The sequence below is a fragment of the Pontibacillus sp. ALD_SL1 genome, assembly GCF_017355605.1.
Genome location: NZ_CP062974.1, coordinates 1,764,746 through 1,780,250, shown reverse-complemented (window position 1 = coordinate 1,780,250; position 15,505 = coordinate 1,764,746). Strand labels below are relative to the sequence as shown.

The following is a 15,505-nucleotide window of genomic DNA, read 5'->3' as shown; positions in this document are numbered from 1 at the left end:
GATAAATCAATAATCATGGCAGGTTGAAACTTTAGTTCCTACTTCATTCTATGCAAGAGCCTAGAAAAATGTACGAAAAGTTTTATAAGCAATAAAAAAGAGCACTCTCTTTCTTCGAGAGTACTCTTTCACCTCATTCATTAATGATCACAAGAACCACCTGATTGGACTGCAGAACCTGTTGTACCTTCCAACAAATCGCCACCTGTGTCACGAATAATTTGGTTTGTGACTTCATTAGCGATCGTATTCGTCACACTTTGCAAGAAGTCATTAACGGATGATTGCGTTTGTTTGAATTCTTCCACAACCGGAATTGCATCTAATTCGGCTTGAAGACGATCAATTTCTTTCTCTACTTTCTTCTGAGCTTCTGTTTTTTCATAGTATTGAAAGTTCACAGCTTGCTTTTGAAGAGATTTAATACGACTGATATATTCCTGAACCTTTTTATTTTCATTTAACTTTGCTTCCACTTGCTTAAAACGCTCAATTTCTGGCGTTTCTACGATTTTATGCGCTAGGCTTTGAGCTTGTTGAATGACTTCACTACGAGTATATGTTGACATTTATTTCACCTCTGCTGCTTCGACCATTTCTCCGTCCAGCGACCATGTTTTGGCTTTTGTCACCCTAACAGGGACAATTTGACCAATAATGGATTTTGGACCACGGAAATTCACGAGCTTATTTTTATCTGTATGCCCAGCAAGTACATCAGGGTTATTCTTACTCTCCCCTTCTACTAACACATGGACAATTTGATTTTCATACTTCTTCATTGCTTGAGCGGATTGATGATTAATAACAGCATTCAGCCGCTGTAAGCGCTCTTTTTTCACTTCCATAGGAACGTTATCCTGCATCTTCGCTGCTGGAGTTCCTTCTCTTGGAGAGTAAATGAACGTATAAGCACCTTCAAATCCAACTTCTTCAACGAGACTTAACGTTTCCTGAAACTGATCTTCAGTTTCGTTAGGGAATCCGACAATAATATCAGTAGTCATCGTTGCATTTGGCATTGCTACTCGAATCTTATCTACGAGTTCAAGATAGCGTTCGCGTGTATATTTACGCGCCATGATCTTAAGAACTTCTGAACTTCCAGATTGAACAGGTAAATGGATATGATCGAGTAAGTTTCCACCTTGAGCTAATACTTCAATCAATCGGTCGTCAAAATCACGAGGGTGAGAGGTTGTGAAGCGTACTCGTGGAATATCGATCTTATGGATCTCATTCATTAAGTCACCAAGACCGTATGTCATATCCTCGAAATCTTTCCCGTAAGCATTCACATTTTGACCAAGTAAAGTGACTTCTTTATACCCTTGAGCCGCCAATTGACGCACTTCCTGAATAATATCCTCAGGGCGACGACTTCGTTCTTTGCCTCGTGTGTATGGAACAATACAGTATGTGCAGAACTTATCACAACCATACATAATGTTCACCCACGCTTTTATATTTCCTTTACGTTGTCTTGGAAGGTTTTCTACAATGTCTCCTTCTTTTGACCATACTTCAACGACCATTTCTTTCCCAAATAGCGCTTCTTTCACTAAGTATGGAAGACGATGGATATTATGTGTACCAAATATTAAGTCTATGAATTGGTGCTTTTGTAAAATACGATTTACGACGGACTCTTCCTGGGACATGCACCCACATACACCCAAAAGCAAGTCTGGTTTCTCACGCTTCAAGGATTTTAAGTGGCCAATCTCACCAAACACTTTGTTCTCAGCGTTTTCTCGGATTGCACACGTGTTAAGTAAAATGATATCCGCTTCTTTTTGATCACTTGTAGATTCATAGCCCATATCTGTTAAAATACCAGCCATTACTTCTGTATCGTGTTCATTCATTTGACATCCATATGTTCGAATAAGGAATTTCTTACCGTTCCCTAATCCTTTTAAATCTTCAGGAATGTCAAAATCATAATGAACACTTACATCTTCTTTTCCGCGTTTCTTTGCGCTTTTTAAAGAAGGGGGTTGATAAGTCGTTTCAAAATATTTAGCAAAGTCTTCTGTTGTCTTTTCTTTTAAAGGTTTATCCTGAGCAGGCTTGTCTCGTTCAGGTTGTTGAATGGAACTCATTTCTTTTCGTTGCTGTTCATTCATTCAGAGAACTCCTTTCACACTGTCTCTAATTGTAATATTATATCAGTCTCTGACCTTAAAATAAAAGAAAATTTAGTGAACATATGTAGAAAAGAATAAGAAAAAGGCCTATCCCTTTACAGGAACGGCCTTTTCACAAAGAATCGTTTGTTACAGCTTACAAAATGCCAAGCGTTTTTCCAGCCCGTTCGAATGCATTGAGTGCTTCCTGCAGTTCTTCTTTTGAATGTTCAGCTGTTACAATCGTACGAATTCGCCCTTTACCTTTAGGAACAGTAGGGAACACAATTCCTTGAGCAAAGACACCCTCATTAAATAATTCATCTGAGAATTTATGCGTTAACGCGTCATCACCAATCATAACGGGAGTAACTGGGGTTTCACTAATCCCTGTATCAAACCCAAGTTCTTTCAAACCATCTTTAAAGAATTTCGTATTATCCCAAAGCTTTTGAATTAACTCTGGTTCCTCTAGCAAAACATCAATTGCTGCATCACACGCCGCCGTTACAGCAGGGGGATGAGATGTACTAAATAAAAATGGTCGTCCTTTATGGATTAAATATTCTTTTAATGTTTGGGAGGTAGCTACATAACCCCCAAGGACACCAATAGCCTTGCTTAAAGTTCCTACTTGGATATGTACTCTACCATCTAATCCAAAATGGTTTACAGTACCTCTTCCATTCTCACCAAGCACACCACTAGCGTGAGCATCATCCACCATAATAAGTGCATCATACTTCTCAGCAAGCTCTACAATTTCTGTTAAAGGAGCAATATTTCCATCCATAGAGAATACACCATCTGTTACAACAAGTCGTGTACGGTATTCACTTGATTCTTTCAACTTGGCTTCAAGTGACTCCATATCTACATGCTTGTAGATCTTTCTTGCAGCTTTCGTTAAACGAATGCCGTCAATAATAGAAGCATGATTCAATTCATCTGAAATGACAACATCCTGGTCATTCAACATAGAAGATAATACGCCTTGGTTTGTTGTGAAACCAGATTGAAAAACAAGAGCTGCTTCCGTATGTTTAAACTTGGCTAATTTACGTTCGTACTCTTCATGCATCGAAAGTGTGCCAGCGATTGTACGAACTGATCCAGTTCCAACACCATACTCTTTAACCGCATCTTCAGCAGCTTGCTTAAGCCTAGGATGTGAGGTTAACCCAAGATAGTTGTTAGAAGACAGTTGGATAACATCTTTCCCTTTAATCGTTACACGAGAGCCTTGTGCAGATTCGAGCGGAATCAGTTCTCTGAACGTCCCTTGGTCTTTCATTTCCTCTAGTTCTGTTTGTAAATGTTCAAAACCTTTCATAACGTAAAAACCTCCTAAATTATTATGGATGTAATACAACTTTGCCGCATTTACCTTCATTCATTAACTCAAACCCCTTACGGAAATCTTCAAGAGGTAAGTGGTGAGTAAGAATCGGCGTTACATCAACTTGCTTAGATTGCAAGAGTCTAGAAACCTGTTGCCATGTTTCAAACATTTTCCTACCCGTAATTCCTTGCACTTGAATGCCTTTAAATACCACATCATTTGTAATATCAATGTGAACAGGTTGTACAGGCAAGCTTAAAATTGAGACCCTGCCACCGTTTGTTATCATTTTAAATCCCTGATCCATAGCAACTGGATGCCCACTCATTTCACAAACAACATCTACACCATGCCCATTAGTAAGGTCTTTTGCACGTTTAACAGGGTCCTCATTTCCGGAATGGATGGTTATGCTTGCTCCCATTTTTTCGGCTAGTTCTAACCGATAAGGGTTTACATCAAATGCTAATACGAGTGAGGCACCTGCAGCTTTAGCTACGCCAACAGCCATGAGACCTATTGGACCACACCCAATGATTGCTACCGTTTTCCCAGCAACGTCTCCATTTAAAACAGTATGTACAGCATTCCCCATAGGCTCTTGAATAGAGGCCATATCTACTGGCATATCGTCAGGGTTTTTCCACATATTCTCTTCAGGTAAAGCAACATATTCTGCAAAACACCCTTGAGTATCGACTCCAATAATCTTAGTGTTTTCACAAATGTGGAATTGGCCTGTTAAACATTGTGGGCATTGATGACATACGATATGCGTTTCTGCACTAACATAATCTCCTACTTGTACCTTCGTTACTTTTTCTCCAACCTCGACAACTTCTCCTGCAAATTCATGCCCAAATACATATGGTGGATTAACACGACTCTTCGACCATTCATCCCAATTATAAATATGGACATCCGTCCCGCAAATAGACGTTGCTTTCACTTTTATTAGAACATCTAAATCTCCAACTGCCGGGATCTCTACTTCTGCTAATTCAGCTCCCGGTCCCCTTTTACTCTTTTTTATTGCCTTCATTTTTCCATTCATGATGAACAACATCTCCTTATTGAAACTCCCTTTAATACTATTAATACCATAAAAATAGCCATTAATCTAGTATCAATTTTAATGTTGTCCTCCTGATAAGGACAAATGAACACCGTTAGAAAACGTTTTCAAAATTTATATATTTAACATCATTTTCACTTCCTCGGGAACTTTCGTATGAAATTTTCATAACAGACCCTTCTCACTATATCTTGCGGGAATTGATTAACAACAATTTGCGATAGGAAAGATTCATAATCTGTATAATCTTCAAGACCTGTAACCACTTTATCTGTCCCATCAAAGTCAGACCCGAAACCCAGGGAGCACTCACCGCCAAGGTTAATAATATGTTTCATATGACGAATAACATCTTTCCTATATGCCTCTAAAGTTAAGTTTAGAAATTCCGTTACATACGTTACACCTATAAAGGCTTCCCTCTCTATTAACGCTCTTAATTGAGCATCGTTTAAGTTTCTCGGGTGTGCAGCAACAGCATATGCATTTGAATGACTTGCCATTAGGAAGTCAGCAACTTGCAAGGTATCCCAAAAACCTTTATAAGAAATATGAGATACGTCTGTCCATATCTGCTCTTTATTTAAATAGCGAATGACATCTCTACCGAAATCCGTCAAACCCGCTCCTCTTGTCTCGCCTATCCCATCTGCAACCGCATTTCCTTGATTCCACGTTAAACCAACTGCCCTCACCCCTAACTGAACAAGTGCCTTAAGACGACTCAATTGATCCCCTATGGGGTGACAGCCTTCAAGCGTTAAGACAGCACCTCTTTCATTAGGCCCTAAAGAAAGAAGATCATCTTGATCTTTTATCCAGACAATCTTTTCATAAGGATCTACTATACGTTCTTTAAATAATTGAACCATCTCTAAAGCTACGTCAAACTGGCTAGCATGAGAGACTGTTTCAGGAACAAATATAGCAAAGCATTGCACCTTAACCGGAGAAGCCATCCATTTCTCATAATTCACTTGTAAATCAGAACTATTAAAGAAAGAACGTTCAGGTTTTTCCCACAACTTCCATAACACATCACAATGAGCATCAATAATCATGGTGTACCTCCTTGTTGTCCTACTATTTATCAAACTCGTAAAAGATCTATAATATCAAAAAAAGTAAACTATAAAAAAAGGCCCCTTAAGAGGATTCTAATTCAATCACTAGATTGATCTAGATTCATACCTAAGTGAGCCCTATTTATATAAACTAGTAGGAAAAATCGTTTCAAGCATATAAAAGGGGTGTCCCAAAAAAGAATAGGGGACACCCTGTTTATTCAATTACCTTGGCTCAACAATGAGTTTAATAGCCGTACGTTCTTCCTCGTCAATCATGATATCCGTAAAGGCAGGGATACAAATCAGATCAACACCACTCGGAGCAACGAATCCTCGAGCGATTGCTACCGCTTTCACGGCCTGGTTAAGGGCACCAGCTCCGATAGCCTGAATTTCTGCTGAGCCGCGTTCTCTTAGCACGTTCGCAAGTGCACCTGCTACAGAATTAGGGTTAGATTTTGCTGAAACTTTTAATATTTCCACTACTAGTTCCTCCTTCGTAACCTAAGATTCTTCCATTTCTACTATATTCATGGAGTTGAAAAGTTATTCCCTCCTATTATGAACGAATTTTTCTAAAAATTCAAATAATCAGCTAAAAAATGGATGATCATCGTTAATTAGAATTCGTTCAACTTTACGTGCTTTTCCGGAGGAGGCATCCACATCAACAAGGAATGCACTTAGTTGTGTTCTTCCCGTTTTTGGAACTTCAAAACGTACTGGTAAATTTGTAAGAAATTTCTTGATGACCGCTTCTTTGTCCGTACCTAAAATCTCATCATATGGACCCGTCATTCCTACGTCCGTTATATAAGCTGTGCCATCAGATAGAATACGGTCATCTGCGGTCTGAACGTGAGTATGTGTTCCTACCACCGCACTTACGCGACCATTTAAATACCAAGCTAGTGCTTGCTTCTCAGAAGTTGCTTCAGCATGAAAATCTACAAATATAAGGTCTGTTCGTTTCTTAGCCTGCTTAACTAATTCATCCGCTTTTTTAAACGGATCATCTAAGGGTTGCATAAAGGTTCTGCCTTGCAAGTTAATAATAGCTAACTCTACACCATTATCTTTTACAAACATAATACCATCCCCAGGCGTTCCTTCAGGGAAATTAGCTGGGCGAATCATCTTATCAGCATCATCAATGAAATCAAAAATTTCTTTTTTATCCCAAGCGTGATTCCCTAATGTAACAGCTTGAGCTCCAAGTTCAAGAAACTTTTGATAGATCTTATGATTAATTCCTTTACCAGAAGCAGCGTTTTCCCCATTAATAATAGTGAAGTGTGGTTGGTAAGAGTTTTTTAATTTAGGTAAGTAATCTTCTACCATTTGGCGGCCCGGTGAGCCTACTACGTCTCCAACGAATAATATTTTCATGTTTAGTCCCTCTCTTATTTCGTTTCATTCAGTGATACACAGTCATGTTGGAAGTTCAAATGACTTAGTGGCTGTTTTTAGTATTATACATAGGTTTAGACATAAAATAAAGCGACCCTTTGGGTCGCTTTATTATTTTGCATATTCAACCGCTCTTGTTTCACGAACAACGGTTACTTTTATATGACCTGGGTAATCTAACTCACCTTCAATACGATTTCTTATATCTCTAGCAAGTTGAACGGACTTCAAGTCATCGATTTCTTCCGGCTTCACCATAATACGAACTTCTCGTCCTGCTTGAATGGCAAAGGATTTCTCAACGCCATCATAGGACTCAGAAATCTCTTCAAGCTTTTCTAAGCGCTTAATATAATTCTCTAATGTTTCACTTCTCGCTCCTGGTCTCGCTGCAGATAAGGCGTCTGCTGCTGCTACAAGAACAGAAATAACAGAAGTAGGTTCCTCGTCACCATGGTGTGAAGCGATCGCATTAATGACGGTATCATTTTCTTTATATTTCTTCGCTAATTCTACACCAATTTCTACGTGACTACCTTCTACTTCGTGGTCAATCGCTTTACCAATATCATGTAACAGTCCTGCACGTCGAGCTAACGTTTCGTCTTCACCTAGCTCCGCAGCTAAAAGTCCTGATAAGTATGCGACCTCTGTAGAGTGCTTCAATACGTTTTGACCGTAGCTTGTACGATACTTCAAACGACCTAATATCTTAACAAGGTCTGGGTGTAACCCGTGAACGCCCACTTCAAACGTGGTTTGTTCACCAACTTCCCTTATAAATTCATCTACTTCACGACGTGATTTTTCGACCATTTCTTCGATTCGCGCTGGGTGAATTCGTCCATCTTGAACAAGTTTTTCTAGCGCATTACGCGCGATTTCTCTTCTAACCGGATCAAATCCAGAAAGAATCACAGCTTCTGGAGTATCATCAATAATAAGATCAATTCCAGTAAGTGTTTCAAGAGTACGGATATTACGCCCTTCACGACCAATGATACGACCTTTCATCTCATCGTTCGGTAAGTTTACAACGGAAACCGTTGTTTCAGCAACGTGGTCAGCAGCACAACGTTGAAGAGCAAGAGAAAGGATATTCTTCGCTTTCTTGTCCGCTTCTTCTTTGGCGCGGTTTTCTGCCTCTTTGATCATAAGTGCTGATTCGTGAGCAACTTCTTGTTCAACACGCTCTAAAATAACCTGCTTTGCTTGATCTGTTGTGTATCCGGAAATACGTTCAAGCTCAGTTTGTTGCTGCTTTCTCATCTCATCCACTTTGCTTTCCGTTTCTTCAATTTGTTGTTGTTTTTCAGTTAATGAATCTTCTTTCTTTTCTAACGTCAGTTCGCGCTTATCAAGCGTTTCACTTTTTCGATCCAGATTCTCTTCCTTTTGCATCAAACGGCTTTCTTGCTTTTGAAGCTCTGTGCGTCGTTCGCGAATTTCTTTTTCAGCTTCTTGACGAAGTTGATGATTCTCTTCTTTTGCTTCAAGCAGCGCTTCCTTCTTGGCTGCATCCGCATTACGATGACCTTCTTCAACAATTTGTTTCGCCAAATCTTCGGCACTAGAAATTTTCGCTTCCGCAATGGACTTCCGAACCCAATAACCAACAACATAAGCGATGATGACGAAAAGCAAAATGAGGATGATTGTGATTAAGTTATCCATACCATTCACCTCCTCTTGCTTTTTCCCTTTTTACCATACATGTTTGTCGGCATGTACATGTTTGTTTCATTTTCATTTTCGTTTTTAAAGATTCAAAACATTTTGTATAAAGTTAAGAAAAATGAAAATTATACATATTAATTCTAAGCTTGACGAGGGTTATTGTCAAGGAAGCGTCCAATTTCTCCCTCTATTTCATTCATTCTCTTACATATTCACCAAACCACGTATCAATATAACCCTTTATACGTATAGAACTGCATAACATTATGTAGGAAAAAATCCTGCAACATTTGCAGGATTTTAGGTTTAGCAATATCTATTAAACATCTAAAGTATCCTGATTCCCATTTTCTTTGGAACCTTCAGGATCATCATACATGTCATAATGCTGACGAATCTTCGTATTAATTTCATCATAGCGGTCAGGATTTTCTTTAAGATATCCTTTTGCATTTTCACGGCCTTGCCCCATACGTTCGTCGTTATAGGAATACCAAGACCCACTCTTCGTTATAATATCGAGGTCAGTACCAATGTCGATGAGCTCACCTTCTTTAGAGATCCCTTCACCATACATGATATCAACTTCTGCTTGCCTAAATGGAGGAGCTACCTTATTCTTAACGACTTTAATTTTTGTTTTATTACCAACCATTTCATTTCCTTGCTTAAGCGTTTCAGCACGGCGCACTTCTAAACGGACAGAAGAATAGAACTTTAGCGCGCGTCCACCAGGAGTTGTTTCAGGATTACCGAACATAACTCCAACTTTTTCACGTATTTGGTTGATAAACATAGCTGTTGTTTTCGATTTATTAATAGCACCGCCAAGTTTACGAAGCGCTTGAGACATAAGTCGGGCTTGAAGACCAACGTGAGAGTCTCCCATTTCCCCTTCAATCTCAGCTTTAGGCACTAATGCTGCCACAGAGTCAATGACGATTATATCAATCGCGCCGCTTCGTACAAGAGCTTCTGCGATTTCAAGTGCTTGTTCTCCTGTATCAGGTTGAGATAGTAACAGATTCTCAATATCAACACCTAATGCACGGGCATAAACCGGATCGAGAGCGTGCTCAGCGTCAATAAATGCCGCTTGACCACCTTGACGTTGTGCTTCTGCAATAGCGTGAAGCGCAACCGTTGTTTTACCAGAAGACTCTGGTCCATAAACCTCTACGATACGACCGCGAGGGTAACCACCTACACCTAGAGCTACATCAAGAGCTAAAGAACCACTTGGCACTGTATTTACCTTCATTTCGGCTTGCTCGCCCAATTTCATGATTGAACCTTTACCGAATTGCTTTTCTATTTGACGTAAAGCCATATCTAACGCTTGTTTACGATCGCTCACTTTGTTTCCCCCTTACGAATTAACTATACCTATCATAACGCGTTTTTAATCATTTGCCAACAAAAATGCGAATAAATGTTCCCTGTTTTTAATGAGACGTTCTCCCTTAAAAATGAAATATCCTATTATGGAAACAAAATTTTAAGGGAGAACACATTGTTGTTTTCACGATTTTAATAAATTATATAAAAGTTCATACCCTTTTTTAACACTTCGGTGTCTAATCATATCACGATCACCATTAAAGTGAAAACATTTAACGATTGGTTGGTTTTCATCTACATAAATTCCAATATAAACCGTACCTACTTCTTGACCTTCTGAAGGATCAGGACCTGCTACACCTGTGAAACTAATCCCTATATCACTGTTAAGTTTCTCTGATACATTCACAGCCATTGACATAGCACAAGCTTCTGATATCGCTCCGTATTCACCTAGAATAAGCTCTGGTATATCTAAAAGACTTTTCTTAGACTCATTAGAATAAGATACGATCCCACCTTTACATACAGAGGAAGCTCCTTCAAATGAAATAAGGGTGTCCGTGAAACGTCCACCGGTTATGCTTTCGGCGGCACTTATTGTAAGTTCTTTTTCTCGCAGTAACTGCATCACCTTAGATTGAATCGTATCTTGATCGGTGCCATAGCAGTACTTTCCAATCCGTTTTTTAATTTCTTGTTCTGCTTCCTCTATAAGCGACACAGCTTTTTCCTCAGAATCAGATCTTGCTGTAAGACGTAGCCCCACTTCCCCCGCACTGGCTAAAGGGGCTATTGTAGGATTAGATTGTCCCTCAATTAAATCTTTCAGGTCATGCTCAAGCTGGGATTCCCCAATTCCAATAAAACGCAACATGCGAGATTGGATCGTTTGATTAATTTTGAAATATTTCTCTATATATTTAAAACCATCATCTTCTAAAATGGCTTTCATTTCTCTAGGTACACCAGGAAGGAACACCCATAATTTCTGGCCTTGTTGAACAACAAACCCAGGAGCCATACCTACACGATTATGAAGCAGATCTCCTCCCTCGATAATTCGTGCTTGACGCTTATTGTTCGGCGTCATTTGTTGGTTGTTTCGAGCGTAGTATGCTTCAATTGAAGCTAATGCCTCATCGTCTTGTATAATGTCTTTTCCCATGACGTTGGCCGCTGCCTCACGAGTCAGATCATCGTCAGTAGGTCCTAATCCTCCGGTAATGATAATAAGGTCAGAACGTTCTGCTGATTCTTTAAACTGAGCTTCGAGTCTGCTTAAATTATCACCTACAACCGTATGATAAAATACGCCAACACCTCTGTTTGCTAATTCTTGTGAAATCCATTGTGCATTTGAATTCACAATTTGCCCTAGAAGCAATTCTGTTCCGACTGCGACAATTTCACCTTTAACAAGTTGTGTCATATTATTTAGATCCTTTCATTACATGCCAGTTTTTCATAAAGTACTCAACACCTGACACCACTGTAATAATCATAGCCAAATACAAAGCTATGGTTCCAAATGGAAAGCCGATATAAGAAAACGGGAAATTATGAAGGAGTAGAGCTGAAGCTGCAATAATTTGAATCCACGTTTTCAACTTACCCATTTGCCCTGCAGCAAGTACAATACCTTCCCCAGCTGCAACTAAACGTAATCCTGTAACTGCGAATTCACGACTTATAATTAAAATAACAATCCACGCTGCAGCTAAGTCTAATTCAACTAATGATATCAGAGCAGCTGACACAAGTAATTTATCTGCTAACGGATCAAGAAATTTCCCCAAGTTGGTTACTAGGTCATATTTTCGAGCATAATAGCCATCGATCCAATCCGTGACAGAAGCTACGATAAATAAAATGGCTGCTATCAGATGAGAAACTGGCAGCTCATTTTCACCTATGTTCAGTGTACCCCAGTTAAAAGGAACCGATAATAGGATCATAAAAATAGGAATCATTAAAATTCTTGAGATAGTAATTTTATTCGGGATATTCATGTACACTAGACCTCCAATAGTCTCTCTTAATCAAATATAAAATACAAGAAGGGAGCCCCATCGTCAAGATGACTCCCTTCTGGTGTTATTCTGCTGAAGCTTTTATGATACGAATTTTTTGAACGTCTTGTTCATCTGGAGAGATCGGATATTTAAGAGACTCTCCGTTTACTTTAAGGCTAACCCCAGGCGTTCTTCCGATGTTAATGGTCACTTCTTTTTGATTCTTAAGATCAACTTCTTGACCATCTTTAATTGCGTTCTCCATAAAAATAATTTTTCCAGAAGCATCTTTAATATCTACGTAACTCGTAGAGCCATTTACAGTAGAGAACGTTATTTTTAGCTCTTCGGCATTTTGAAGTTCATATACAGAAATAGGGGTCACACCATTTTGAGTGGATTCCCCTTTTTCTTTTAACACGAGTTGTTTCTTAGGCTCTTCTTTCGTTTCATCTTCTTGATTGTCTTCTTTTTGATTAGATTCATTGGACTCATCCTCTTTTGACTGATCATTGGATGAATCATCACTCTCTTCTTTCTCATTTGAGTCAGGTTGATCAGAGCTCACCTTATCATCATCTTCTGGTGAATTGCCATTACTTTCAGAACGTTCATACGTATCTACAGGCTCGTCCGATTGCTGTGTCGGGTTGTCATTGTTATTACTTGACCCCATTGTTTTCTGATAGAACACTAAGGCAACAACAAGAATACCAACAATTAATAGTATGATGGTCAGCTTTGGTAAGAATGACATAAATGCAGAATTCCTACCAGAGGGAGATTCATCCTTTTGTCGTTGCAGTCTTGTATACTGTATATATTCTTCTTCACTAGAAGAAGGGAGTTCACTTTTGTGTTCTTCCATTAGGGATTCAGGGTCCAAGCCTACTGCTTCTGCATATTGACGAATGAAAGCTCTTGTGTAGAACTTACCAGGCATAATGCTGAAATTCCCTTTTTCAATAGCTTGTAAATAACGAGTTTGGATCTTTGTTTCTTGTTGCACATCATCAAGAGTCATGTTTTGCGACTCTCTAGCTTCCTTTAATCTAGCACCTATTTCCATTGCATAACACCTTCCATCTTAAAAATCAAACATGGAAAAGCCGTCTTTTTGATCTAAGTCTGGCTTGTCGACTGTTTCATATGTAATTTCTTCGTTCTCGTCATTCCTAAGCTCAAGAATATAATCAAAATCGTCCAGTTTGTATTCAGTTTCTCGTACTAACATATCAGGATGTTCTACTACTTTTGTAGCTGGTAAACGCATGATTTCGCGAACTAATTGCCAGTGCCTTTCATTGGCACGACGAGTAGAAACAATCCCATCCAGGATATAGACATTATCAGATGAATATTCATCTTCGATTAATTGACTTCGAATTGTTTGCTTCAACAAGGTACTTGACACAAACAACCATTTTTTATTTGCTGAAACGCTAGCTGCTACAATCGACTCTGTCTTTCCAACCCTTGGCATACCCCGTATTCCGATAAGCTTATGTTCATCTTTCTTAAAAAGCTCTGCCATAAAATCTACTAACAACCCAAGGTCTTCTCGAACAAAACGAAACGTCTTCTTATCATCAATATCACTATGTATATACCTTCCATGCCTCACCGCTAGGCGGTCACGCAATTTGGGGCGGCGAAACTTCGTGATACTAATCGTGTCCATCGTTTCAAGTATGGATCTTAAACGATTAATTTGCTCATCATTTTTACAAAGCAGAAGCATGCCACGTCTGGAATCCTCAACACCATTAATGGTAATAATATTAATTGAAAGCATCCCCAACAAAGAGGATATATCTCCTAGTAAACCTGGTCTATTTACTTGGATTTCATATTCCAAGTACCATTCCTTCTTTTCCATATCACAACTCCTTCCCATCCTAATCTCTCTTCTATAAGATCAGGTCTAATTACCCGATAGATCCATAAACTTTTCCAATTGAAGTTTTTTGAATACTACTACTATCATAAATGATTTTCAAATATTAGAAAAGGATATAATGTCTTGATTTCAGAAACGTTTTATTATACACACTTATTCTTATACGTACCCAAACACTCTACTCATGAATCATTTCGCTTATTGTTTTTTCCAAAAGGCTATGTTTAAGTTAAATGTTGTTATTTCCTATAATAGGTTTCATCAAGAATAGGACAGTAATCGCGAATAACTGAAACTGAGACATATTCGTGAGGAAAGGGTGTCTGAGGAACGACTCACTTTTCCACGTGAGGACCCAAACGGCGCGGGGCCGTTAAGAGGGTTTATATGGAACACCAACAGAGCCTTCCAAAAAAGGTATTCATTGAAGAAATTAAGTTCTAAAGTACGAAAAAAATAAGAGGGGGACATCCCCCTCTTATTACTTCGTACCGTTATTGTGGACCAACTTAACCATCATGTTTGCAATGGCATGTTGTTCTTCTTTAGAAGCAACACTCCATAGATCGCGAAGAACCGCTTCTTGATCATTTTTTGCATCCACTTGGTTCGCTAAGTAATCGCCTACCTCATAAGCCATTTCTGATACGGCACGGTCATCTAAACCATCGCCTTCAGCTTGATGAAGACGATCACCTAAAAAGTCTTTCCAAGAATCCCAGTTATCTAATACAGACATGGTTATTCCTCCTTCATATGACTCGAACTTACACTATTATCATTTGTGTAGAAGGAGAGAATTATTCATCCGCTTAACAAAAATCAACCATTCCAAGCCCCATTTACATTTAGCATTTGACCTTGTATATAAGAGGAACCAGCTCCAACTAAGAACTCAACAGCATCAGCAACATCTCGAGGTTCTCCTAGCCTTCCTATTGGTATTTCCTCTTTAATTTCAGCGAGATCTTCACTTGAAAATTGTTCATTCATTTCCGTTTGAATAAAGCCTGGTCGTATACCATTTACATATACACCTGAGGGCCCAACTTCTTTTGCCAGAGCTTTTACAAAGCTATCCTGAGCTCCCTTAACAGAAGAGTACACCACCTCACAGCTTGCACCCACTTCCCCCCAGATAGAGGAGATAATAACAATGTGACCTTTTCTTTGCTTAATCATATGTGGAAGGAGGCGTTGAGAAATAAGCCATGGGGATTTTATATGAACCGATAACAAATCATCCATCTCATTAGATGATACATCTTGGAAAAGTTTGACCAAGCTCGTTCCACTAGCAAATACTAATGTATCCACTGGGAACACGACGCTCTCCATCATTTCATTAATACTAGGCTCATTACGAAGATCACACTGTACGGTTTGTAGTACCGTCCCTTCAGGAAGTGTTTTACACAAATGTTCAATTGCATGTTTATTTTTTTGATAATGTAAAATAAGGCTGTAGCCAGATTGAGCAAGCTTTTTAGCAATAGCTTGCCCAATCCCTCCACTAGCCCCTAATAAAAAACATGTCTTCATACTAAAT

15 protein-coding genes are annotated in these 15,505 nt (G+C 39.0%); all 15 read right to left on the bottom strand.

Annotated features, from left to right (window positions below):
• Nucleotides 1-140: 140 nt before the first annotated feature.
• A complete protein-coding gene (locus tag IMZ31_RS08935; RefSeq protein WP_188649877.1) occupies nt 141-569 on the bottom strand; it encodes a YlbF/YmcA family competence regulator in 429 nt (142 codons plus the stop codon).
• Complete coding sequence (gene miaB / locus IMZ31_RS08930; protein ID WP_207530150.1) at nt 570-2,129, bottom strand: tRNA (N6-isopentenyl adenosine(37)-C2)-methylthiotransferase MiaB; 1,560 nt, start codon at nt 2,127-2,129, stop codon at nt 570-572. It lies immediately after the preceding gene.
• 157 nt (nt 2,130-2,286) lie between these two features.
• Nucleotides 2,287-3,462, bottom strand: coding sequence for a glycine C-acetyltransferase (locus tag IMZ31_RS08925; RefSeq protein WP_207530149.1), 1,176 nt, complete (start codon nt 3,460-3,462; stop codon nt 2,287-2,289).
• 22 nt (nt 3,463-3,484) lie between these two features.
• Entirely contained in the window at nt 3,485-4,525 is a 1,041-nt protein-coding gene (gene tdh, locus IMZ31_RS08920; protein ID WP_207530148.1) for an L-threonine 3-dehydrogenase, read from the bottom strand.
• Between the two features lie 155 nt (nt 4,526-4,680).
• Entirely contained in the window at nt 4,681-5,607 is a 927-nt protein-coding gene (locus IMZ31_RS08915; protein ID WP_207530147.1) for a dipeptidase, read from the bottom strand.
• Nucleotides 5,608-5,835: 228 nt separating this feature from the next.
• Nucleotides 5,836-6,096: a stage V sporulation protein SpoVS gene (gene spoVS / locus IMZ31_RS08910; RefSeq protein ID WP_036778868.1), complete on the bottom strand. Its 261-nt coding sequence runs from the start codon at nt 6,094-6,096 to the stop codon at nt 5,836-5,838.
• Between the two features lie 108 nt (nt 6,097-6,204).
• Entirely contained in the window at nt 6,205-7,002 is a 798-nt protein-coding gene (locus IMZ31_RS08905; protein WP_207530146.1) for a TIGR00282 family metallophosphoesterase, read from the bottom strand.
• Between the two features lie 132 nt (nt 7,003-7,134).
• Nucleotides 7,135-8,697 carry a ribonuclease Y gene (gene rny, locus IMZ31_RS08900; RefSeq protein WP_036778863.1) on the bottom strand — a complete coding sequence of 521 codons (1,563 nt, stop codon included), beginning with the start codon at nt 8,695-8,697 and terminating at the stop codon, nt 7,135-7,137.
• 322 nt (nt 8,698-9,019) lie between these two features.
• A complete protein-coding gene (recA, locus tag IMZ31_RS08895; protein ID WP_207530145.1) occupies nt 9,020-10,057 on the bottom strand; it encodes a recombinase RecA in 1,038 nt (345 codons plus the stop codon).
• A 165-nt stretch (nt 10,058-10,222) separates the two neighbouring features.
• Nucleotides 10,223-11,473 carry a competence/damage-inducible protein A gene (locus tag IMZ31_RS08890; protein ID WP_207530144.1) on the bottom strand — a complete coding sequence of 417 codons (1,251 nt, stop codon included), beginning with the start codon at nt 11,471-11,473 and terminating at the stop codon, nt 10,223-10,225.
• A 1-nt stretch (nt 11,474) separates the two neighbouring features.
• Nucleotides 11,475-12,053 carry a CDP-diacylglycerol--glycerol-3-phosphate 3-phosphatidyltransferase gene (gene pgsA, locus IMZ31_RS08885; RefSeq protein WP_207530143.1) on the bottom strand — a complete coding sequence of 193 codons (579 nt, stop codon included), beginning with the start codon at nt 12,051-12,053 and terminating at the stop codon, nt 11,475-11,477.
• A gap of 85 nt (nt 12,054-12,138) precedes the next feature.
• On the bottom strand, nt 12,139-13,125 hold the full coding sequence (locus tag IMZ31_RS08880; protein WP_207530142.1) for a helix-turn-helix domain-containing protein: 987 nt from the start codon (nt 13,123-13,125) through the stop codon (nt 12,139-12,141).
• 18 nt (nt 13,126-13,143) lie between these two features.
• Nucleotides 13,144-13,935 carry a DUF3388 domain-containing protein gene (locus IMZ31_RS08875; RefSeq protein WP_036778849.1) on the bottom strand — a complete coding sequence of 264 codons (792 nt, stop codon included), beginning with the start codon at nt 13,933-13,935 and terminating at the stop codon, nt 13,144-13,146.
• A gap of 502 nt (nt 13,936-14,437) precedes the next feature.
• Entirely contained in the window at nt 14,438-14,695 is a 258-nt protein-coding gene (locus IMZ31_RS08870; protein ID WP_207530141.1) for a DUF3243 domain-containing protein, read from the bottom strand.
• A gap of 83 nt (nt 14,696-14,778) precedes the next feature.
• Nucleotides 14,779-15,498, bottom strand: coding sequence for an elongation factor P 5-aminopentanone reductase (gene ymfI, locus IMZ31_RS08865; protein ID WP_207530140.1), 720 nt, complete (start codon nt 15,496-15,498; stop codon nt 14,779-14,781).
• Between the last annotated feature and the right edge of the window lie 7 nt (nt 15,499-15,505).

What these genes read in the sequence shown, in the direction of transcription:
- IMZ31_RS08905 (WP_207530146.1), bottom strand. Translation starts at nt 7,002, where the DNA reads ATGAAAATATTATTCGTTGGAGACGTAGTAGGCTCACCGGGCCGCCAA.
- IMZ31_RS08890 (WP_207530144.1), bottom strand. Translation starts at nt 11,473, where the DNA reads ATGACACAACTTGTTAAAGGTGAAATTGTCGCAGTCGGAACAGAATTG.
- tdh (WP_207530148.1), bottom strand. Translation starts at nt 4,525, where the DNA reads ATGAATGGAAAAATGAAGGCAATAAAAAAGAGTAAAAGGGGACCGGGA.
- IMZ31_RS08915 (WP_207530147.1), bottom strand. Translation starts at nt 5,607, where the DNA reads ATGATTATTGATGCTCATTGTGATGTGTTATGGAAGTTGTGGGAAAAA.
- IMZ31_RS08875 (WP_036778849.1), bottom strand. Translation starts at nt 13,935, where the DNA reads ATGGAAAAGAAGGAATGGTACTTGGAATATGAAATCCAAGTAAATAGA.
- IMZ31_RS08870 (WP_207530141.1), bottom strand. Translation starts at nt 14,695, where the DNA reads ATGTCTGTATTAGATAACTGGGATTCTTGGAAAGACTTTTTAGGTGAT.
- IMZ31_RS08925 (WP_207530149.1), bottom strand. Translation starts at nt 3,462, where the DNA reads ATGAAAGGTTTTGAACATTTACAAACAGAACTAGAGGAAATGAAAGAC.
- IMZ31_RS08880 (WP_207530142.1), bottom strand. Translation starts at nt 13,125, where the DNA reads ATGGAAATAGGTGCTAGATTAAAGGAAGCTAGAGAGTCGCAAAACATG.
- rny (WP_036778863.1), bottom strand. Translation starts at nt 8,697, where the DNA reads ATGGATAACTTAATCACAATCATCCTCATTTTGCTTTTCGTCATCATC.
- pgsA (WP_207530143.1), bottom strand. Translation starts at nt 12,053, where the DNA reads ATGAATATCCCGAATAAAATTACTATCTCAAGAATTTTAATGATTCCT.
- IMZ31_RS08935 (WP_188649877.1), bottom strand. Translation starts at nt 569, where the DNA reads ATGTCAACATATACTCGTAGTGAAGTCATTCAACAAGCTCAAAGCCTA.
- miaB (WP_207530150.1), bottom strand. Translation starts at nt 2,129, where the DNA reads ATGAATGAACAGCAACGAAAAGAAATGAGTTCCATTCAACAACCTGAA.
- ymfI (WP_207530140.1), bottom strand. Translation starts at nt 15,498, where the DNA reads ATGAAGACATGTTTTTTATTAGGGGCTAGTGGAGGGATTGGGCAAGCT.